The sequence below is a fragment of the Amphritea balenae genome (assembly GCF_003858655.1).
GTDB classification, from domain to species: Bacteria; Pseudomonadota; Gammaproteobacteria; order Pseudomonadales; family Balneatricaceae; genus Amphritea; species Amphritea balenae.
In genome coordinates, this window is record NZ_RQXV01000001.1 from 443,351 (window position 1) to 461,140 (window position 17,790).

The following is a 17,790-nucleotide window of genomic DNA, read 5'->3' on the forward strand; positions in this document are numbered from 1 at the left end:
ATATCGCTGGGCAGAAAATCATTGATTAATTAACTCACTAACCAGACTTCCCGAGCCCATTCTTCAATCGAGGTCCACTCTTCTACTTCGCCGCTCTCAGGTGTCCAGTATACAACCTCGCCTTCAATGGTAACCGCATAGAAGCCTCCATCGTGTGCGCAGATAGGTGTTTGCTCACGGGATAGTCCGAGCGACCAGGCATAAGCTGCCACTTCTGGAAGGTAAGTATGAGAACCCGGATCAGCGACCGTTACCGGTTCCAGTGAGCCACAGATCACATCGCTGACTTTCAGCAGGTACTCTTTAAACTCAGGATGCAAAGGCACACAGATCGCTTCTTCAGCTTCAATAATGTCATCAAAATCCGGTAGTTCCAGTGGCATTGCCACCGCAACATTAGCATCGCGCAGCGCATCTATTACATCTTGCATAGCAGTTCCGTCGTTTACAGGTCAGTTAAAAAGCGGCGAGTATATCAAAGCAGATCAAGAATCGCTTCCGCGCTGCTGACTTCAAACTGTTTAGGCTGCTCGATATTAAGTGCGGTCACTACCCCATCTTCAATGATCATGGCATAACGGCGTGAACGAATACCGCCAAATGAACCACTGTCCATTTCCAGCCCCAGTGCTTTAGTCAGTTCAGCACCACCATCGGCAACCATGGTAATCTGATCCGCATTTTGTACTTCAGACCAGGCTTTCATAACAAAAGCATCATTAACCGACAGGCAGGCAATAGTATCAACGCCTTTAGCGTATATTTTATCTGCATTAACCACATAACCCGGCAGATGGGATGCAGAACAGGTTGGGGTAAATGCCCCCGGTAGCGCAAAGAGCACAACCTTTTTACCAGCGCAAAGCTGATCTGAACTAACCGCCTCGGTTGCTCCTGCCAATACTGTGCTGATGCTGACCGCTGGAATTTTATCGCCTACATTAATCATTTTGACCACCCTTACGTTATTTCAATCAACCGATCGATACCCGCGTCATTGTATATGGCAAAGCAAAATATACATACGATAAGCTATTTTGCTCGGTTCAATATTTCTTTCCTGATAAGGTTTTAATTGAATCGAGCATTAATTATTCAACTATAGGCCCGGATAAACATATCGACACTGTCGTGAATATATTTTTGATGCGCCTCTTCACTAAGCCGCTCTTCAATATTCAGTTCAACCCGCATACGCTGCTCACCCTGCATCATTAACAGGAACTGTACTGCTGCAGTATGTGAATCAGCAATCTTTAACACACCCATTTGCTGGTATGCTGCCATCATTTTAGCCACTTCAGCAATCACTTGCTTTGGGCCGGCAGTATGAAACATACGCGCGACATGGGGATAACTCTCTGCTTGCGAGACACAGGTTCGATAGACATTGACTGCTTCATTAGACAAAATCAGTGCCGAGAACCGCTGCGCCAGCGTGATTAAAGAAGCCCGCAGCTGAGCCGGATCAAGATCAACTACACCTACTGTTGCCAGATCATAGGCAATACATTTTTTGTTAATTGCGGCAACAAACAGTTCATCCTTATTGCCAAAGTGGCTATAGACAGTCTGTTTCGAAACCCCGGCCTCTTTAGCTACCATATCCATACTTGTACTTTGAAAGCCTTTCTCGGTAAACAGCTGCTCAGCAGCGGCCAGAATCAGGCTACGTTTTTCTTCACTTTTACTGCGCGGTTTATTCATAGACGACCTTTTATTATGAATAGCGTTCCTATCTATTTTATCTAATCAAACTGGACAGTCCAGTTTTATAAAACTAGACTAGACTGACTAGTCCACTTTAACTCCTGTGCTGTGATTCCTATGACTACCTACAAATTCGCTTTCATTACTATCAAACTGGTGACTCTGACAACACTTTCAGTGTTGCTCAGTGGCTGTAACCTTAATGAAGAAGAAATCAAAAACGATCAACCTTACTACCATCTGGCACAGGGGATTAAGCTGATACAACAGGATGGTTACCAGGTGAGACGCCAATATATAGGCAGCGTCCAGGTTAATCAGAATGCCAGTATAGGCTTTGAACTGGCGGGTAAAGTTGCCGATATTTATATTGACGCCGGTGAAGCTGTCACCCAGGGAACTATTTTGGCGACACAAGATGTCCAGTTATTAAATATTGAGCGTAAAGAACTGCAGGCCCAGCTACGCCAGAATCAGGCAGATATCAATCTGGTAATTAACAATCTGAAACGCCTGCGCACCTTGAATAGCCGCGGTTACGCATCAGAGCAAAGTATTGACGAACTACAGGCCAGACAGAAAGCGTTGACGGCAAACCGGCAGCGAATTAGCGCCTCGCTAAACGCGAATCAATTGCGGATTGAAAAATCCACCCTGATTGCCCCGTTCGATGGCACTATCAGTCAGCGTCATGTTGACCGTGGAGAAGTGATTAAAGCTGGCAGTCCGGCATTCACTCTGCTGCAACAAGGGGGAGCTGAAGTAAAAGTTGGCGTGCCAGTCAAGACTCTGCCTCAGCTTAAACAGCAACAGGAGATCAGTATTACGATCAATAAAATAAGCTACCCCGCACGGCTGATTACTCAGGGTTCCGATGTCAATCAGATTACCCGTACGGTCCAGTTACGCTTTGCCCTCCCTGCCAACAATACAGCCGTTAATGGTGAACTGGCATATCTGCAATTACCGCAACAGTACCCGCAACAAGGATTCTGGGTTCCGCTTTCTGCATTGACCGATACCGTGCGCGGGTTATGGACCGTCTATCAATTACAACCAACGGACGATCCCGGTTTATTCCAGCTGGAAGCACGCAATATCAAAGTACTATATAGCACTGCTACAGATGCTTACATCACCGGAGCCTTGCACGCTGGCAACCATATTCTGGCGGTAGGCACTCAACGACTTGTCGCTGGCCAATTAGTCCGCGCTAGCCTGCCGGGTGAAATACTGGAGGTAAGCAAGCAATGATCCGTCAGACACTTGAAAATGGACGCCTGTTAAGCCTGGTGATTGTTCTACTTCTGGTCGCGGGACTTGGTTCCCTCTCCACACTCCCCCGTAGCGAAGATCCCCGTATAACCAAGCGTGATGCTACCGTCATTACAAACCTACCTGGTGCCAGTGCTGAACGGGTTGAAGCTCTACTAACTGATCCGATCGAGAACCGGCTTCGCAAGCTACCACAGATACAACTAATCCGCTCGACTTCGCGTCCGGAAAATTCGGTAATCAGTATCAAACTGAACGATAGCATCACTGAACCTGATATCGTCTGGTCTCGAGTCAGGGACCAGCTGAGGGATGTTTATTCTGAGCTGCCATCCGGCGCCAGCCCCCCCAAACTGGATGACGATCATGGCTATGCTTTCGCCCACCTGATCGCCCTGAAGTGGAACGGTGCAGGAGTAGCCGATCTGGCCACTCTGGGACGTTATGGTAAAGAGTTACAAAACCGTTTAAGAGTGTTACCTGGCACTGATTTTGTTGAAATCATCGGCGAACCCGATGAAGAAATTCTGGTAGAAGTTGACCCAGGCCTGGCAGGAAAACTGCAACTGTCAGCAGAGAGCATTGCCCAAAGCCTGGCCGCTGCAGATGCTAAAGTGGCAGCAGGTCAGCTATATAACCAGCAAAACCAGTTTCAACTGGAACTGACCGGCGCGCTGGACTCGGTTGACAGAATTCGACAGATCCCCCTGCTCAGCGACGCTAACGGTTTTATATTCCGGGTAAATGACCTTGCCGAAGTTCGCCAACAGGTCAAGTGGCCGCCCCGCGAAATTGCACTGATTGATAAGAACCCAGCCGTCGTAGTGGGCGTGCGTATGCTACCCGGTCTACGGCTGGACAAATGGAGCCAGTCAGTCACCAATGAACTAGAACAATTCCGGTCACTTCTGCCCGGCAATATCGCTATGGAATTATTGTTTGATCAGAACCACTACACTGAAACCAGGCTGGGTGAACTGATCAATAACATCCTCATCGGTTTTCTTATCATTGTCAGTGTACTTCTGATAACACTGGGCTGGCGCTCGGCGCTTATCGTATCGCTATCACTGCCACTGACTGTGCTCTTCACCCTCACCTGCATGAATTATTACGGTTTACCGATTCATCAGATGTCAGTGACCGGTCTGGTCGTTGCGCTGGGTATTATGGTGGACAACGCCATCGTCATGACCGATTCGATCCAGCAACGGCGCCAGCAAGGCATTGCCGCCGCAACCGCTGTCATTGAATCGGTACAACACCTCTGGATTCCTCTGTTGGGTTCGACCCTGACAACGATTCTTGCCTTTATGCCGATCGTTATCATGCCCGGTCCTGCCGGCGAGTTTGTTAGCGGAATAGCTCTCAGCGTTATCTTCTCACTGATCGGTTCCTACCTTATATCACACACGATAGTGGCCGGACTGGCAGGTCGCTTTATTCCACAGGAAGCTAAACAGACCTATCACTGGAGTCAGCACGGCGTTGAATTCAAGTGTGTCAGTGATTTGTTCAGCCGATCTCTATCCTGGGCCCTAAATGCCCCTAAATTGGCAATAGCACTGGTTTTAATATTGCCAGTCAGCGGGTTTATCGGCGCTAAGCAATTAACCGAGCAATTTTTTCCGCCATCAGACCGGAATATGTTTCAGATTGAAGTCTACCTGCCGGTACAATCCAGCATCATGGCAACACAACAGGTTGCCAGACAGATATCAGCACTACTCGAACAGAAAGACGGCATCGAACATGCCCGCTGGTTTATCGGTAACAATGCACCTTCGTTTTACTACAATATGGTTCCCCGTCAGCAGGGGGCTCAGAATTACGCTCAGGGAATGATTACCACCACCAATTTTACGACCGCCAACCGGCTGATGCCGTTGCTTCAGCTAGAGCTGGATGACAACTTTCCGGGCGCACAAATTCTGGTCAGAAAGCTTGAACAGGGACCACCATTTAATGCTCCGGTTGAGTTACGTATCTATGGCGCTAATCTGGATACACTCAAACAACTGGGTGATGAAGCCCGTCGAATACTACTTAAAACCGATCAGGTCGTGCATACCCGGGCTACCCTGCAACCAGGCATTCCCAAGGTATGGCTAAAGGCCGATGAAGATGCCAGCCACCTGAGCGGCTTCACCCTGACCGAAATGGCAGGCCAGCTGCAATCCTCACTGAACGGACAGCTTGGCGGTTCAGTTCTGGAAGTAACTGAATCGATTCCGGTGCGTGTGCGCGTTTCTGACGATCAGCGCCAGGACCTGCAGGACCTGACCAACTTCAGTCTCACTAAGCCCGGCAGCCAGAATAACATTCCCCTGTCGGCACTGGCTGAAACCGAACTACGCCCCGGTCGGGGAGCCATTCCGCGGCGCAATGGGGTACGTGTCAATGTTATCGAGGGCTATATACGTGCCGGAGTCCTGCCCTCAACAGTGTTGAGCAACTATTCCAACCGGCTCGAAGCCGAGGGTTTTATCCTGCCACCCGGATATCGGATGGAAATTGGTGGCGAGTCAGCCGAGCGTAATAAGGCTGTCGGCAAACTGCTGGCCAATGTTGGCATTATTTTCGTGCTGTTGATCACCGTGGTCGTACTGTCGTTTAACTCTTTCCGGATCAGCACCCTGATTTTCCTTGCGGCATTCCAGTCTATAGGGTTAGGACTGCTCAGTGTATTTCTGTTCAGTTATCCGTTTGGTTTCACTGTAATTATCGCCCTGCTCGGTTTAATGGGTCTGGCTATCAACGCCGCAATCGTTATCCTGGCGGAACTGAAAGCTGATCCGGATGCAATCCGCGGTGACAAACAGGCCATCAGTCGTGCAGTTCTCAGCTGTACCCGCCATATTACCTCCACCACTATTACCACGGTGGGCGGTTTTACACCGCTGATTCTGGCCGGTGGTGGTTTCTGGCCTCCGTTCGCGGTTGCTATCGCTGGTGGTACCTTACTCACGACTCTGCTGTCTTTCTACTTTGTCCCTGCAGCGTTCCTGATGATGAGCCGTCGTAAAGCTTTCGAGCAAAGCAAAGGGGCCGGGGTTGACGTCGAAGGGAAAGCTGCCTGAAGAGGCTCAGCCTATAACTTTCTATGGCAAGCCAGCCAGGACGGCGTTCTGGCTTTAGGCAGCTTTTCAACAAAATGATAACGGGCGACATGGTAGCTGGGATCAAAGCCATAGAAGTTTAGTTTCATCTTCTTTAGCTCTTCATCCCGGTACGCTTGTAGCGGTTTTTGACTGAAATCATCTGCCCGATGTTTATTTCGCATAGCCAGAAGATCTGAAAAATCAGGGCCTTCAGCCAGCATTCTGGCCTGATGCATGACCTGAGCAACAAAGGTCTCCCTGTCTTCACTAATAACCTGATCTATCAGCCCTATCTCCTGTGCTTCGGTTGCGGTAACGGGTAAACGATTCTGCATCAACTGTTTGGCCTGTTGATCACCAACCCGCTGTGGCAAAAGGTAAGTCCAGTATTCTGAACCATACAGATTACCCATCGAACGATAATGAGGGTTAAGAATAACCGACTCCCGGGCAATAACCCGGTCAGCAGCCAGCGCCATAAACACACCACCAGCCCCAGCATTGGCCTGCATTGCAGCCAGTATCATCTGGTTCGGTGATTCGATTAATTCCCGGCAAAGGTCGTTCATCGCATTAATATTACGCCATGATTCATCTGCCGGGCTTTCTGCCGCCTCTATCAGATTGAGATGAATACCGTTAGACCAGAACTCTGAGCCCCCCAACAAAACCAAAACCCGAATATCTCTTTGTTTAGCCGCAATTACCGCCTGTTGCAGCCGCTGACACTGTTCAGTCCCCATCGCACCATTATAAAAATCAAAGTGCAGATAACCTACATGACCGCTCTCCCTATAACAGATCTCCTGCCAGCTATCTTCATCCGTTTCGGCCTCTGGCAGCAACGCTAATTCAGGTACTTTCAACGACTCAGGAGCATTAGCAAGCGCTTCCGCCAGCTGCAAGGTTGCCGGCAGCTTGAAGCCATGCTCCCCTTCGGCAGGTGTAGCCAAACGCAGATGCGTCACCCACAAGGCACCATCGATAGTCGCTAAACAGACAGCCCCATCACGGTGACCAATCAACGACCCGGGCTCAGCACTTCTGTCAAGATTCAGGTTATGCTCCTGATAACCATTAAACAGCGCATAGTCCCGCCCGCCAATATCTGAAACCACACCCGGAACAGAGTCCGCCGCCCTGATTCGACGCAACACTTCATCCGTTGAGTGCAAAGCCCACTCAATCGTTCTGTCACTCTGCTGCATCAGGCAGTGCCACTGCCCCTGCACGGTTGCTTCTTCGTAATCCAGAGGTGTTGCCTCACCGCCCGATTCAATACGACTGATCGCCTGTCGAACTGATTCCAGGGCCGCTTCAGTTACCTCATTGCGATACAAGCTACTCTTACTGGCATCACGCATATCAAATTCAGCCGTAGCCCAGATATCGCCAGCATCCATCTCCGCGTCAGCCTGTAAACAGGTCACTCCCCAACGTTGATCACCACGCATAATAGCCCAGTCCACCGATGAAGGACCACGATCACCAACAATACCCGGATGCACAATCAGGCAACGATGATTCTGCCAGATAGAATCGGGGATTTTACGCTTCAAAAATGGCGCAATAATCAGCTCGGGCTGAAACAACCCGACCGCCTGCTCTGCCACCGCATCGTTAATATCAAACTCCACCGAGATCTCATGTCCATCACGACGCAGCTCAACAAACAGTCGTTGAGTCAAAGAGTTAAAACTATGGGTCAGAAACAGGATTTTCATATTTTACCTAATTAATTTTGTCCCAAATAACTGAGGGTTTGAATGGGATCACCAGGCAAGGCTTAGCGAGCGAAGTTTAGCCCGCTAAACGAGTCGAGCGTAAACGCAGCATGGAGATCACATACAAGGTCTCAACAGATGCGAGGCAGCTGCTCACCATTAATCCAATCCACCATCCGCTTGCCACCAAAGGTCGTTTCCATCTGTACGAACTTCAATGAATCTTCGGTGACATCGCCGATAATCGCCGCATCACGACCTTTAGGATGCTCACGCATCACTGCTAACAACTGTTCGGCCTGATCTGCAGGACAAAAGGCGATCAATTTTCCCTCATTAGCAACATATAGCGGGTCCAGCCCTAAAAATTCACAAGCAGCACTGACCTGAGGCTTAACCGGGATCTGGGCCTCATAGATCTGCATACCCACCCCGGCACTTTGCGCTATTTCATTCAGAGTTGCAGCCAGACCACCCCGGGTCGGATCCCGCATACAACTAATATCTGGCACAACCTCAACCATCGCCGCGACCAGATCCTGTAACGACTGACTATCTGATTCAATCGTGGTTTCAAAGCTAAGCCCTTCGCGCAACGACATAATAGCGACACCATGATCACCCAGAGTGCCGGAGACCAGAATTTTATCGCCAACCGCGACCTGATCACCGGAGATATTTAACCCTTCAGGAACAACTCCCACACCCGTCGTCGTAATAAAACAGCCATCGCCTTTACCCCGTTCCACCACTTTGGTATCTCCGGTAACAATAGCCACCCCTGCAGCTTCAGCGGCGTGCGCCATCGACTCAACAAGCTGTTTAAGGCTCGACAGCGCAAAGCCCTCTTCAAGAATAAACCCTGCCGAAAGGTATTTTGGCACCGCTCCCGACATGGCAACATCATTAACAGTGCCATGCACCGATAACGATCCTATATCTCCACCGGGGAAAAACAGCGGTGAAATAACATGACTGTCTGTCGCCATCACCACCCGCCCCGCAGGCAGGCTAAAACAGGCCTGATCATTCATTTTATCCAACCAGGGATTTGAGAACGCCTGAAGAAATAATTCATCGATCAGCTGAGCCATCGCTTTGCCACCACTGCCATGAGCCATCTCAACCCGCCCATTTTCCAGGTCAAGACGGTGACTATACTGTGAACCTTTGGTCATAGTGATCTCTCTTTAGCTATATTGGTCGCATCAGGTACAACGTCAGTAACAGCACCATTTTCAGCATCTGAAGCAAACACAGATTCCTGATGCCGGCCATAACTGTAATAAGCCGCACAAGCGCCCTCACTGGATACCATACAAGAGCCCAGAGGGTTTTCAGGTGTACAAGGGCCACCAAACAAACTGCAATCTCTTGGCGACTTAACCCCCCGCAAAATAGCTCCGCATTCACAGGCTTTATTTTCACCGGCACTTTTATACTTAACAGCAAAACGCTTTTCTGCATCAAAACCGGCATATTCAGCTTTAATACGCAGCGCGCTATAAGGCACGGTACCTAGCCCGCGCCACTCAAAGCTACGTCGTAATTCAAAGGTATCTGCAACTATCTGTTTTGCTTGCTCATTGCCGACCTCTGTCACCGCCCGGGAAAACTCATTTTCAACTTCAGCCCTACCCTCATTCAGCTGACGTATCAGCATCAGAATAGCCTGCAACACATCAAGGGGTTCAAAGCCGGCAATCACCACCGGTTTTTGGTACTCCTCAGCAAAATATTCATAAGGCTGGCTGCCAATCACTGTACTGACATGCGCCGGCCCAATAAAACCATCCAGGGGGAGCACACCCAGTTCACGTACTTCAGGGGACTCAAGAATATTGCTGATCGCAGCAGGAGTCAGTACATGGTTACAGAAGACGGAAAAATTCGTCAGTCCCAGTTTGCGGGCCTGACGAATGACTAAGGCTGTTGGTGGCGTAGTAGTTTCGAAGCCGATGGCAAAAAAGACAACTTCACGATCAGGATTATCACGGGCGATTTTTAATGCATCAGTACAGGAATACACCATCCGGACATCTGCACCTTCGGCTCTGGCTTTTAGTAAGCTGCGTTTACGGGAACCAGGTACGCGCATCATATCGCCATAAGAACAAAGAATGACTTTATGGGTTACCGCCAACTCTATCGCTGCGTCGAGTCGGCTTATTGGCAGTACACAAACAGGACAACCCGGCCCGTGAATCATCTTCACATTCCCAGGTAACAGATCGGGAATACCATAGCGGAAGATTGCATGGGTGTGGCCGCCACAAAACTCCATAAGATGATAGTTGCGTTCAGGATCGGCTTCGTTGCGGATACGTCCTGCTATCTCACGCGCCAGCTGGCCGTCACGATATTCGTCAACATATTTCATGACAATTCCTGTTGATGGCCTTCCATGATCTGCTCAAGCTCACCGAGCTCAGCAAATAGCTGAAGCGTTCGTTCAGCCTCTTCAGGATCAATTTTATTAAGCGCATAACCCACATGGAGAATTACATAATCACCCACATTCAGGTCAGCAATTAATGCAATATTGATCTCTTTTCGCACCCCACCGATATCCGCAATGGCGGTCTCGGTATCGATAATCTGTTCAACTTTTACCGGTATTGCTAAACACATTGCAATAAACCCTTGTTTGAGAATTCTGTCGTACTTTGCTATTGCCTGTCCGGCTTATAGCTCTTCTATCCGTCCTGCTTACTGCTCTAATTACGTGCCTAATAATTACTTGCCTAATAATTACTGTTCTGCCGGTTAGCTGGCAGTGATAGCTGTAAAGCTACCTGAGCTTGTCCCAGGCTGATACCCCCATCATTACAGGGAATTTTACCGGCACTAAACACCTCAATGCCGTTTAATTCAAGCTGTTCTGTTAGCCCTCGAAGCAGCAGCTGGTTTAGAAAACAGCCACCAGCTAAAACCACTCTGTTAATCCCCGACGCCTGAACTGTGTCAAATACCCAGCACCCCAGCCCATCGATAAACTGACGATGAAATAGTGCAGCACCATAGAGTGGATCTTCTATCTCTGATAACGTCGTGAGAAGCGTCGCAAGGTTCAACTCTGTCAGCGTCATATCAGCACTATCAATAGTTGAGCTATCAGCAGCAACATCAGTTGCAACACCGGCTGACAACAGAGGCTCGCATTCAGGCCAGCCATATTGCTCAACATAACTTAACGCCGCCGACTCAAGCTGCATCGCCGCCTGCGCCTCATAGCTATTGATTGAGCATAAGCCTAACAGTGCAGCAACCCCATCAAATAAACGCCCCGCACTACTCGTTTGGGGGCAGTTAATATGCTGATTCAGCATCTGTTTAACCGTTGCTACTCCGGCATAATGAAAACGCTTGTCTATCTCATCTGATTGGCCGGATTGATACAACATCCCCGCTGCAACCCGCCAGGGTTCTGCTGCCGCTTTATCTCCCCCAGGCAACAAAAGTGATGACAAACGGCCTGTGCGCTCAGTACCACGGCCATCAACCCGTAATAATTCACCACCCCAAAGCTGATCGCAATCTCCCAACCCCAAACCATCTAACGCCAGGCCAAGCACCGCTCCGCTCAACTGATGCTCCGCCATAACCGCTGCAATATGAGCATGATGATGTTGCACTGATTGCAGCGGTAAGTCATGACGTTCAGCAAACTGACGGGCAAAAAGACTACTAAAAAAATCCGGATGCTGATCACAGACAACCTGTTGTGGCACAACATCTAGTAACTGAATCAGATGATTAACCATCTCTGACAGCGAGTGACAGCAATCAGGATTATCCAGATCACCAATGTACTGCGACACATAAGCTTTATCACCTTTAGTGACACAGATGGTATTTTTAAAAAATGCACCGGTAGCCAATACTGATGGTCCGGACTGAGGTAGTTGAATCACCTGCGGAGCTAACCCACGCCCCCGACGCACTATTGGCATACTGTCAGACAGACCGTTGACGACAGAATCATCACAGCGAATATGAATGTCACGGTTGTGTAGCAAAAAACCGTCGGCAATACCCCTTAGTTCAATTAATGCCTGCTGATTATCTGTGATCAGTGGATTTCCACTACGGTTGGCACTGGTCATCACTAACAAAGGCTGCTGTTCAGATTCAAGCCAGTCACTGGCTTCAGGTCTTCCACATAATTGATGCAGTAATAAAAAATGCAAAGGGCTATGAGGCAACATCACCCCACACCAATTTAAACCCGAAGCAATAAGATCCCTGTTTTCAGTATCAAGGGAGGTTTCTTTTTGCCAGGGGCAGAGAAGCACCGGCGCATCCTGAGCCTGCAATCGCTGGCGCCGATTATCATCAAGCTGTACTACTGTATTCAGGGATTCAGTATTTAAACCCAGTAACGCAAATGGCTTATCCGGACGCTGTTTTTGCTGCCGTAACCGCACCACTGCATCAGCATTGCGAGCATCACAGATCAGATGAAAGCCACCCACCCCCTTTACGGCAACAATTTTACCCGCCCTAATCAGCGTAGCCGCAGCAATTAGAGACTCATCATGCAGTTCACCCGTCTTAACAAAATGCCCTTTCTCATCTGTAAAACTTAAACCCGGACCACAATCCGGGCAGGCGTTTGGCTGAGCATGAAAGCGCCGGTCTGCAGGATCATTATATTCACTAAGACAGGCAGTACAGAGATCAAAGGCTGACATTGTGGTATTGGTTCTGTCATAAGGCAGCGCTTTGATAAGGCTGTATCGGGGACCACAATTAGTACAGTTGATAAAGGGATAAAGGTAACGCCGATCAGAAGGGTTAAACAGCTCAGCAAGGCAATCAGGGCAAACAGCAGCATCCGGAGTTGCTGTAATGGACACTTCACCTTTAGCACTAGGTAGAATCTTAAAACTATCAAAATACGACAAAGGAACCGGCTCACTATTAAGCTGCTCGATTAGCGCCATTGGTGGCAATTCATCCCACAACAGCTGCTGAAACCGGGTCAGACCAGACTCATCGCCCTCTATAACCAGTTCGACACCCGCCGGAGAATTAGCGACCTCACCTCTCAGCCCCAGGCGGCAGGCAAGGTTATATACAAAAGGGCGAAAGCCAACCCCTTGTACCTGCCCACTAATCCTGACTCTTACTGCTGAACAGTTAATAATAGATCCCCACTGTGCAAGGCGTCATAAACATCTAAAGACATACAGCCAAACAGCTCAGTGTACGTTTGCCCATAGAAATACTTGCGTACTGAGCGTTTGCTCATCTAAGCACTTATTCATCCAGGTAACTACAAGTTGTATGCCAACATCTCGAATATAACGCATTCATAGCTGTTACGGGGATAGTTACAGTCAAAGCTTTTCTGAAAATGGAAGGAATTGATACAACAGAGCAACAAAGCCGGTTACCTGCTTACCAATAAAGCCATTTTTAAGGCCCTAAGATTGGAGGATTATGATATGAAAACTGTGTATTCAAAGTGCTTGATTCAAAGCGTTTGATTCAAAGCGCTTGATTAAAAAACTCTAAACTCAAAAGCCGAGACCAAACCGAAGTAACATAAAAAATGCCATACCAGAAACAATAGTGGTCAGCAGGTCTCTGCGCCAGACCGATATAATCGCAGCAAATAATCCCGCCACCAGCCATGGATTATCAGGCTGCAACCAAAGTTCGCCACGAGGCATAAGCACAGCGGGAACAGCGATGGCTGTCAGTACCGCCGGCGGAACAAATCCCAACCCTATATTCAGCCAGCCAGGAAAATGAACCTTCCCTGCTGCAGCAAACAGCACATAGCGCACACTGAAGGTAACCAGAAACATGCCAAATATCAGTAAGACCTCATCCATCACCCTTCTCCTTTTTCCCGGCTGCATTCAGCAACATATGTAACGACAGGCCTACAGCAATGCCGCAGATCGCTGCAACCATCAACCCCAACTTATGGGGCAGCGCAATAGTTGCTATAGCGACCGCTCCTGAGACAATCACAGCAGCCCACATAGGCCGGCTTTTAAGATAGGGCATTACCATGCCAATAAAAGTCACTGACATAGCAAAATCCAGCCCCCACTCGGTCATATCCGGGAACAATTCACCCAGAGCAATTCCCAGCCCTGTGCAGAAAACCCAGTTACTATACATAGCCAGCCAAGACCCCAGATAAAACCAGTGCGCGTGCCGGGTATCATCCTGCAACATAAATCGGCTACTTACAGCAGCAAAGGTCTCATCGGTTAGTCCGAACGCCATCATGATTCGCCACCGTTGAGGCAGATGGCGCACCTTAGGCACCAGATTAGCGGCATAGAGTATGTGCCTCAGGTTTACCACAAAAGTGGTTGCGATAATCACTGGCACAGCAGCGCCTGCCGCCAGCAATCCCAACGCAATAAACTGTCCGGAGCCGGCAAAAACAATAACCGACATCGCCAATGCCCCCAGAGCAGATAAACCACTGGGTTCGGCTAAAGTACCGAATATAATGCCGAAAGGTATCGCACCAATAATTAATGGAATGGTCGCCTTTGCACCATCCAGCATCTCCCGGCGCCGAATGACCACAAGGTTTTCAGTCGCTACATTTGAATTCATAATCAAAGCTTCAATGTCATATAGATATCTGAGCGGTCATATTTTGACTTGCCCTGAGGGTGAGGTATTTGTCGAAAGCCCATATTCTTGTAAAGATGTAACGCCCGCTCCAGCTTAGTTGAGGATTCAAGATAGACCTCTTCAGCATTTAACTGACGGGCTTTATCCAAAGCCGTCAGCATAAGTGCACGCCCTACACCCGTATTCTGCCAGACCTCCTCTACCCCCATTTTTGAAATCTCATACAGCCCATCACCATGATTCGCTAACGCTACACATCCGACAACTTTGTCATGATCTTCACTAAGGGCAAACCAGACATAACCACCACGGGACAGGTAATACCCCTCTGGGTTATCAAGCGCCTCCCGGTCCAGTTCATTTAGCTCCCCGTTAAAATAACCATTCAGCCAATCCAGATTCAGCCGTTTAAAATCATCTCTCAGGGAGGCATCCCAACCCTTTACAGTAATTTTCTGGCTATCACGGCGCCGATCCAACTGTTCAACAACCGGCTGATAAAAACCCTGCCGCTCAATTAAGCCTTCAAATTCAGCCAGTGATGCCAGTAACGGATACTCCTGAGAAGCGATTAACTTATCCAGATACTCTTTAATTTCACGCCAGACAGGCTCAATGGTTATCAGAAGGTCATCGCTTTTAGCCGTTAAAGCCAGCAACTGCCGCCTTTCATCGGTACTATCAGCTGTTTTGGTCAGCCAACCTTCAAGCAACATTTTTCGGGCGATCTTACTAATAGCCGGATGGCTTACACCCAACTTCTCAGCAGCCTCTGTCACTGTGATGGCACCTTGCTGATTAAGCAGGTTGAACAGTGGAAAAAAAGTCGGGTTAAGCTCAATGCCCTGACTTTTATAGAGATTATTAACATCCTGAACCAGACTATCCGACAGTCGCTTTAAGCGACTCCCCAGAGACAGACTGCCAAAACTTTGCATGTGATCCATCAGACAACCTTAAAATAACAAAACCAGTTACGTAACCTGTTACGCATATTAATACAAAAAAGGGGGAATATATATCCCCCAAAGAGATCAAAGCCGATAATTTAAACGGAAAGCAACAAACCTCTCTATATCAACAACGCCAGATTACTTTAAGCAGACATCAATAAACCTATCTGAACCAGCAACGGCAGAATGGCAACCGCCAGACCTCCCACCACCATCAATATTGAAGGGACAACACCAATCATTTCAACGCCTTGCTCATCATGGGACATAAGTAACTCTCCAGCAGAATTCATAAGTTACTTGCTACAAGGCATAAACAGGACCATACTTCAAAAGTCTTTATATATTAAATACTTAATTAAAATACCAACTACTCAGACAACAACCGTAACGACAAAAATGTCAGTTAAAATGACTTTTATGTCAAAACTATTCAAACTCCATCGCTTCAAAGATTCTGCCTGCATTTTTTGCTGCCAACTGATCGAACGTTTCCAGCTGGGCATAAGGACTCTGATCAATTTCATAGGCATCTTCAAGGCTGCCATCGTTCTCGAGCAGCTCTGCAACCCTGACCCTTATATATTCAAGATAACCCCGGGTATATCGGTCTACCGTGGCAAAATCTGTCACATCCCCATGTCCCGGCACAATAATCATATCTTTTGCATAAGGAGCAAAACGGCTATGCCATGTATCAAGCCAGGCCGCAGTATCCGTATCAGGGAACACCGGTAACATACGCTGGTGAAATGCCATATCACCGGCAATCAAAACGTTACGATCTGGTACCACAACAGAGATGTCACCCATAGAATGTGCCGGACCAAAATGGATCAGCTTGACCTTAAGGCCACCCAGATCCAGCTCCAATTGATCTGCAAAGAGAGTATCAATCTCAACCAGCTCAGTGCCTTGAATCTGCTCTTTTAAAATATTACCAAGCTCCTCAAGACCCTCAACACCATGCTGTTCAATCTCAGTGGCGGCATCCTCATGTGCAATAATCTTTGCGCCCTGCTCTTTCCAGTAACTATTGCCTAACGCTGCATGGGACTGACCATTTTCATCAACCACATAAAGCACAGGCTTATCTGTTACTTTTCGTATTTCAGCATGTAATGCCTGCGCCAACAGGTATGCAGCGCCCCCATTAACCACCAGCACAGCATCTTCGCCAACGATAAAACTGAGGTTATTATTGTGCCCACCATTCTCATAGCTGTAATACTGCGTCGCACCGATAGCAGACCATATGTTGTCAGTTACTTTGACAGGCTTACTGTAGAGCATAGATTCTGGGTAGCGATCTGCCGGGGAAGCCTGAACCAGCCCCATAGGGCTAAACAACACAGCAACAAGTACCGCTTTCTTCAATCGGGTTAGTAATCGTGCAGACATAGATCCATCCTGTTGGCCATTTCTTATCCAATACAGTTATATAGATATAACTATTAGGGATATATAAGCCTATAGGTTAATCCCGAGCTAACACTTCAGTTTAAATCCGTTCCTAGTCCTTTTCTTAAACGCCCATTCAAGCACTGCTAAAGCACTCTCTGATAACAGCAAGGCAAGGACTTCTTAAGGTCGCATACAGGTCTTCACAGAGACAATAGGCAAAAAATAATGTTAAGCCTGGCTAGTCATCGCCGATAACCCTTCTAAGCAATCGACTCCGTGAGGTGGATTCATGCCACGACATTACTGGCGTCACCCGATTGAAATACCAATTCTGCTACAGACAGCAGGACACCCCTTACCGCTGACAGAGCTCAGCAGAGAGATGAGCGACGGTGGCCTTAGTTGTATTTCTGAGCATTATATTGAGCCGGGATCAGTGGTAGATATCAGTATCACCCTGACAGAGTCCCCTATTTCGGTAAGCGGACATATCATCTGGTGCCAAACAAGCAGGTCAGGTTATCTGATCGGAATCGGCTTTGATGATCCTGAACAGGCATACTCGGCCCGCATGGCCGAACAGGTATGCCAGATAGAGAGCTATCGTCTGAAGCAACACAGAAAAGGACGCCTGCTCTCAACAGAGCAGGCGGCTAAAGAATGGATAAGCGGCCATGCAGCGGACTTTCCCGCAATGGAGCGCCTTCAATAATTATCAGAGGTGATGCTGTTCTATAAAGTCATGTAGTGATTCATAACTCCAGTCACTTCCATCAGGCTGCTTGTGGTCGTGATCGTTCAACTTCTCCATCATCTGCTTTACATTATCCCCTTTTTTGCGCAAACCATGCACAAAGTGGACAGCCTCGTCGATCTTCTTCTGCATTTCCGGATCAACCTGACCACCGGGCCCCTGTTCGCCTTTTTTGCGTACACTGACCTTTATCCCCTGTTTCATGCTATGTTCCTCTTGAAGTATCACTTTACCAATACGTTACTCCAGCTGCGCGCAGC

General features: G+C 48.3%; 17 protein-coding genes. 3 read left to right on the top strand and 14 right to left on the bottom strand.

The features are described from left to right. Positions 1–29: 29 nt before the first annotated feature. The 3 genes from EHS89_RS02050 to EHS89_RS02060 form a co-directional block, all read right to left on the bottom strand. Complete coding sequence (locus EHS89_RS02050) at positions 30–431, bottom strand: SMI1/KNR4 family protein (RefSeq protein ID WP_124924436.1); 402 nt, start codon at positions 429–431, stop codon at positions 30–32. 44 nt (positions 432–475) lie between these two features. After that, complete coding sequence (locus tag EHS89_RS02055) at positions 476–949, bottom strand: peroxiredoxin (RefSeq protein ID WP_124924437.1); 474 nt, start codon at positions 947–949, stop codon at positions 476–478. Positions 950–1,095: 146 nt separating this feature from the next. Continuing rightward, positions 1,096–1,707 carry a TetR/AcrR family transcriptional regulator gene (locus EHS89_RS02060; protein ID WP_124924438.1) on the bottom strand — a complete coding sequence of 204 codons (612 nt, stop codon included), beginning with the start codon at positions 1,705–1,707 and terminating at the stop codon, positions 1,096–1,098. Between the two features lie 120 nt (positions 1,708–1,827). On the opposite strand from EHS89_RS02060, the gene EHS89_RS02065 reads away from it, so the two are divergent. After that, positions 1,828–2,964, top strand: a complete 1,137-nt coding sequence (locus tag EHS89_RS02065) for an efflux RND transporter periplasmic adaptor subunit (protein WP_124924439.1) — start codon at positions 1,828–1,830, stop codon at positions 2,962–2,964. Then, positions 2,961–6,065: an efflux RND transporter permease subunit gene (locus EHS89_RS02070; protein WP_124924440.1), complete on the top strand. Its 3,105-nt coding sequence runs from the start codon at positions 2,961–2,963 to the stop codon at positions 6,063–6,065. The genes EHS89_RS02065 and EHS89_RS02070 overlap by 4 nt, the downstream gene beginning before the upstream one ends. A gap of 11 nt (positions 6,066–6,076) precedes the next feature. Here the strand turns inward: EHS89_RS02070 and EHS89_RS02075 are convergent, their stop codons facing one another. The 10 genes from EHS89_RS02075 to EHS89_RS02115 form a co-directional block, all read right to left on the bottom strand. Next, positions 6,077–7,810 carry a hydrogenase maturation protein gene (locus tag EHS89_RS02075; RefSeq protein WP_124924441.1) on the bottom strand — a complete coding sequence of 578 codons (1,734 nt, stop codon included), beginning with the start codon at positions 7,808–7,810 and terminating at the stop codon, positions 6,077–6,079. Between the two features lie 131 nt (positions 7,811–7,941). Next, entirely contained in the window at positions 7,942–8,988 is a 1,047-nt protein-coding gene (gene hypE / locus EHS89_RS02080; RefSeq protein ID WP_124924442.1) for a hydrogenase expression/formation protein HypE, read from the bottom strand. Continuing rightward, positions 8,985–10,190, bottom strand: a complete 1,206-nt coding sequence (hypD, locus tag EHS89_RS02085; protein WP_124924443.1) for a hydrogenase formation protein HypD — start codon at positions 10,188–10,190, stop codon at positions 8,985–8,987. Before hypD ends, hypE begins: the two co-directional genes overlap by 4 nt. Then, entirely contained in the window at positions 10,187–10,441 is a 255-nt protein-coding gene (locus tag EHS89_RS02090; protein ID WP_124924444.1) for a HypC/HybG/HupF family hydrogenase formation chaperone, read from the bottom strand. The genes hypD and EHS89_RS02090 overlap by 4 nt, the downstream gene beginning before the upstream one ends. A 113-nt stretch (positions 10,442–10,554) precedes the next feature. Continuing rightward, on the bottom strand, positions 10,555–12,960 hold the full coding sequence (gene hypF / locus EHS89_RS02095) for a carbamoyltransferase HypF (RefSeq protein WP_211340284.1): 2,406 nt from the start codon (positions 12,958–12,960) through the stop codon (positions 10,555–10,557). Between the two features lie 372 nt (positions 12,961–13,332). Beyond that, entirely contained in the window at positions 13,333–13,653 is a 321-nt protein-coding gene (locus tag EHS89_RS02100) for an AzlD domain-containing protein (protein ID WP_124924446.1), read from the bottom strand. Beyond that, positions 13,646–14,398, bottom strand: coding sequence for an AzlC family ABC transporter permease (locus tag EHS89_RS02105; RefSeq protein WP_124924447.1), 753 nt, complete (start codon positions 14,396–14,398; stop codon positions 13,646–13,648). The genes EHS89_RS02100 and EHS89_RS02105 overlap by 8 nt, the downstream gene beginning before the upstream one ends. A gap of 2 nt (positions 14,399–14,400) precedes the next feature. Beyond that, positions 14,401–15,366 carry a bifunctional helix-turn-helix transcriptional regulator/GNAT family N-acetyltransferase gene (locus EHS89_RS02110; protein ID WP_124924448.1) on the bottom strand — a complete coding sequence of 322 codons (966 nt, stop codon included), beginning with the start codon at positions 15,364–15,366 and terminating at the stop codon, positions 14,401–14,403. A gap of 149 nt (positions 15,367–15,515) precedes the next feature. Then, on the bottom strand, positions 15,516–15,665 hold the full coding sequence (locus EHS89_RS20995) for a hypothetical protein (protein ID WP_170167367.1): 150 nt from the start codon (positions 15,663–15,665) through the stop codon (positions 15,516–15,518). Between the two features lie 136 nt (positions 15,666–15,801). Next, positions 15,802–16,773, bottom strand: coding sequence for an MBL fold metallo-hydrolase (locus EHS89_RS02115; RefSeq protein WP_188885232.1), 972 nt, complete (start codon positions 16,771–16,773; stop codon positions 15,802–15,804). A 292-nt stretch (positions 16,774–17,065) separates the two neighbouring features. Between EHS89_RS02115 and EHS89_RS02120 the strand changes: the two genes are divergently transcribed. After that, positions 17,066–17,488 (top strand): PilZ domain-containing protein, encoded by a 423-nt coding sequence (locus tag EHS89_RS02120; RefSeq protein ID WP_124924449.1) that lies wholly within the window; start codon positions 17,066–17,068, stop codon positions 17,486–17,488. 3 nt (positions 17,489–17,491) lie between these two features. On the opposite strand, the gene EHS89_RS02125 is transcribed toward EHS89_RS02120, so the two are convergent. After that, entirely contained in the window at positions 17,492–17,734 is a 243-nt protein-coding gene (locus tag EHS89_RS02125; protein ID WP_124924450.1) for a hypothetical protein, read from the bottom strand. Positions 17,735–17,790: the final 56 nt, after the last annotated feature.

What these genes read in the sequence shown, in the direction of transcription:
- EHS89_RS02050 (WP_124924436.1), bottom strand. Translation starts at nt 431, where the DNA reads ATGCAAGATGTAATAGATGCGCTGCGCGATGCTAATGTTGCGGTGGCA.
- EHS89_RS02055 (WP_124924437.1), bottom strand. Translation starts at nt 949, where the DNA reads ATGATTAATGTAGGCGATAAAATTCCAGCGGTCAGCATCAGCACAGTA.
- EHS89_RS02060 (WP_124924438.1), bottom strand. Translation starts at nt 1,707, where the DNA reads ATGAATAAACCGCGCAGTAAAAGTGAAGAAAAACGTAGCCTGATTCTG.
- EHS89_RS02065 (WP_124924439.1), top strand. Translation starts at nt 1,828, where the DNA reads ATGACTACCTACAAATTCGCTTTCATTACTATCAAACTGGTGACTCTG.
- EHS89_RS02070 (WP_124924440.1), top strand. Translation starts at nt 2,961, where the DNA reads ATGATCCGTCAGACACTTGAAAATGGACGCCTGTTAAGCCTGGTGATT.
- EHS89_RS02075 (WP_124924441.1), bottom strand. Translation starts at nt 7,810, where the DNA reads ATGAAAATCCTGTTTCTGACCCATAGTTTTAACTCTTTGACTCAACGA.
- hypE (WP_124924442.1), bottom strand. Translation starts at nt 8,988, where the DNA reads ATGACCAAAGGTTCACAGTATAGTCACCGTCTTGACCTGGAAAATGGG.
- hypD (WP_124924443.1), bottom strand. Translation starts at nt 10,190, where the DNA reads ATGAAATATGTTGACGAATATCGTGACGGCCAGCTGGCGCGTGAGATA.
- EHS89_RS02090 (WP_124924444.1), bottom strand. Translation starts at nt 10,441, where the DNA reads ATGTGTTTAGCAATACCGGTAAAAGTTGAACAGATTATCGATACCGAG.
- EHS89_RS02100 (WP_124924446.1), bottom strand. Translation starts at nt 13,653, where the DNA reads ATGGATGAGGTCTTACTGATATTTGGCATGTTTCTGGTTACCTTCAGT.
- EHS89_RS02105 (WP_124924447.1), bottom strand. Translation starts at nt 14,398, where the DNA reads ATGAATTCAAATGTAGCGACTGAAAACCTTGTGGTCATTCGGCGCCGG.
- EHS89_RS02110 (WP_124924448.1), bottom strand. Translation starts at nt 15,366, where the DNA reads ATGGATCACATGCAAAGTTTTGGCAGTCTGTCTCTGGGGAGTCGCTTA.
- EHS89_RS20995 (WP_170167367.1), bottom strand. Translation starts at nt 15,665, where the DNA reads ATGAATTCTGCTGGAGAGTTACTTATGTCCCATGATGAGCAAGGCGTT.
- EHS89_RS02115 (WP_188885232.1), bottom strand. Translation starts at nt 16,773, where the DNA reads ATGTCTGCACGATTACTAACCCGATTGAAGAAAGCGGTACTTGTTGCT.
- EHS89_RS02120 (WP_124924449.1), top strand. Translation starts at nt 17,066, where the DNA reads ATGCCACGACATTACTGGCGTCACCCGATTGAAATACCAATTCTGCTA.
- EHS89_RS02125 (WP_124924450.1), bottom strand. Translation starts at nt 17,734, where the DNA reads ATGAAACAGGGGATAAAGGTCAGTGTACGCAAAAAAGGCGAACAGGGG.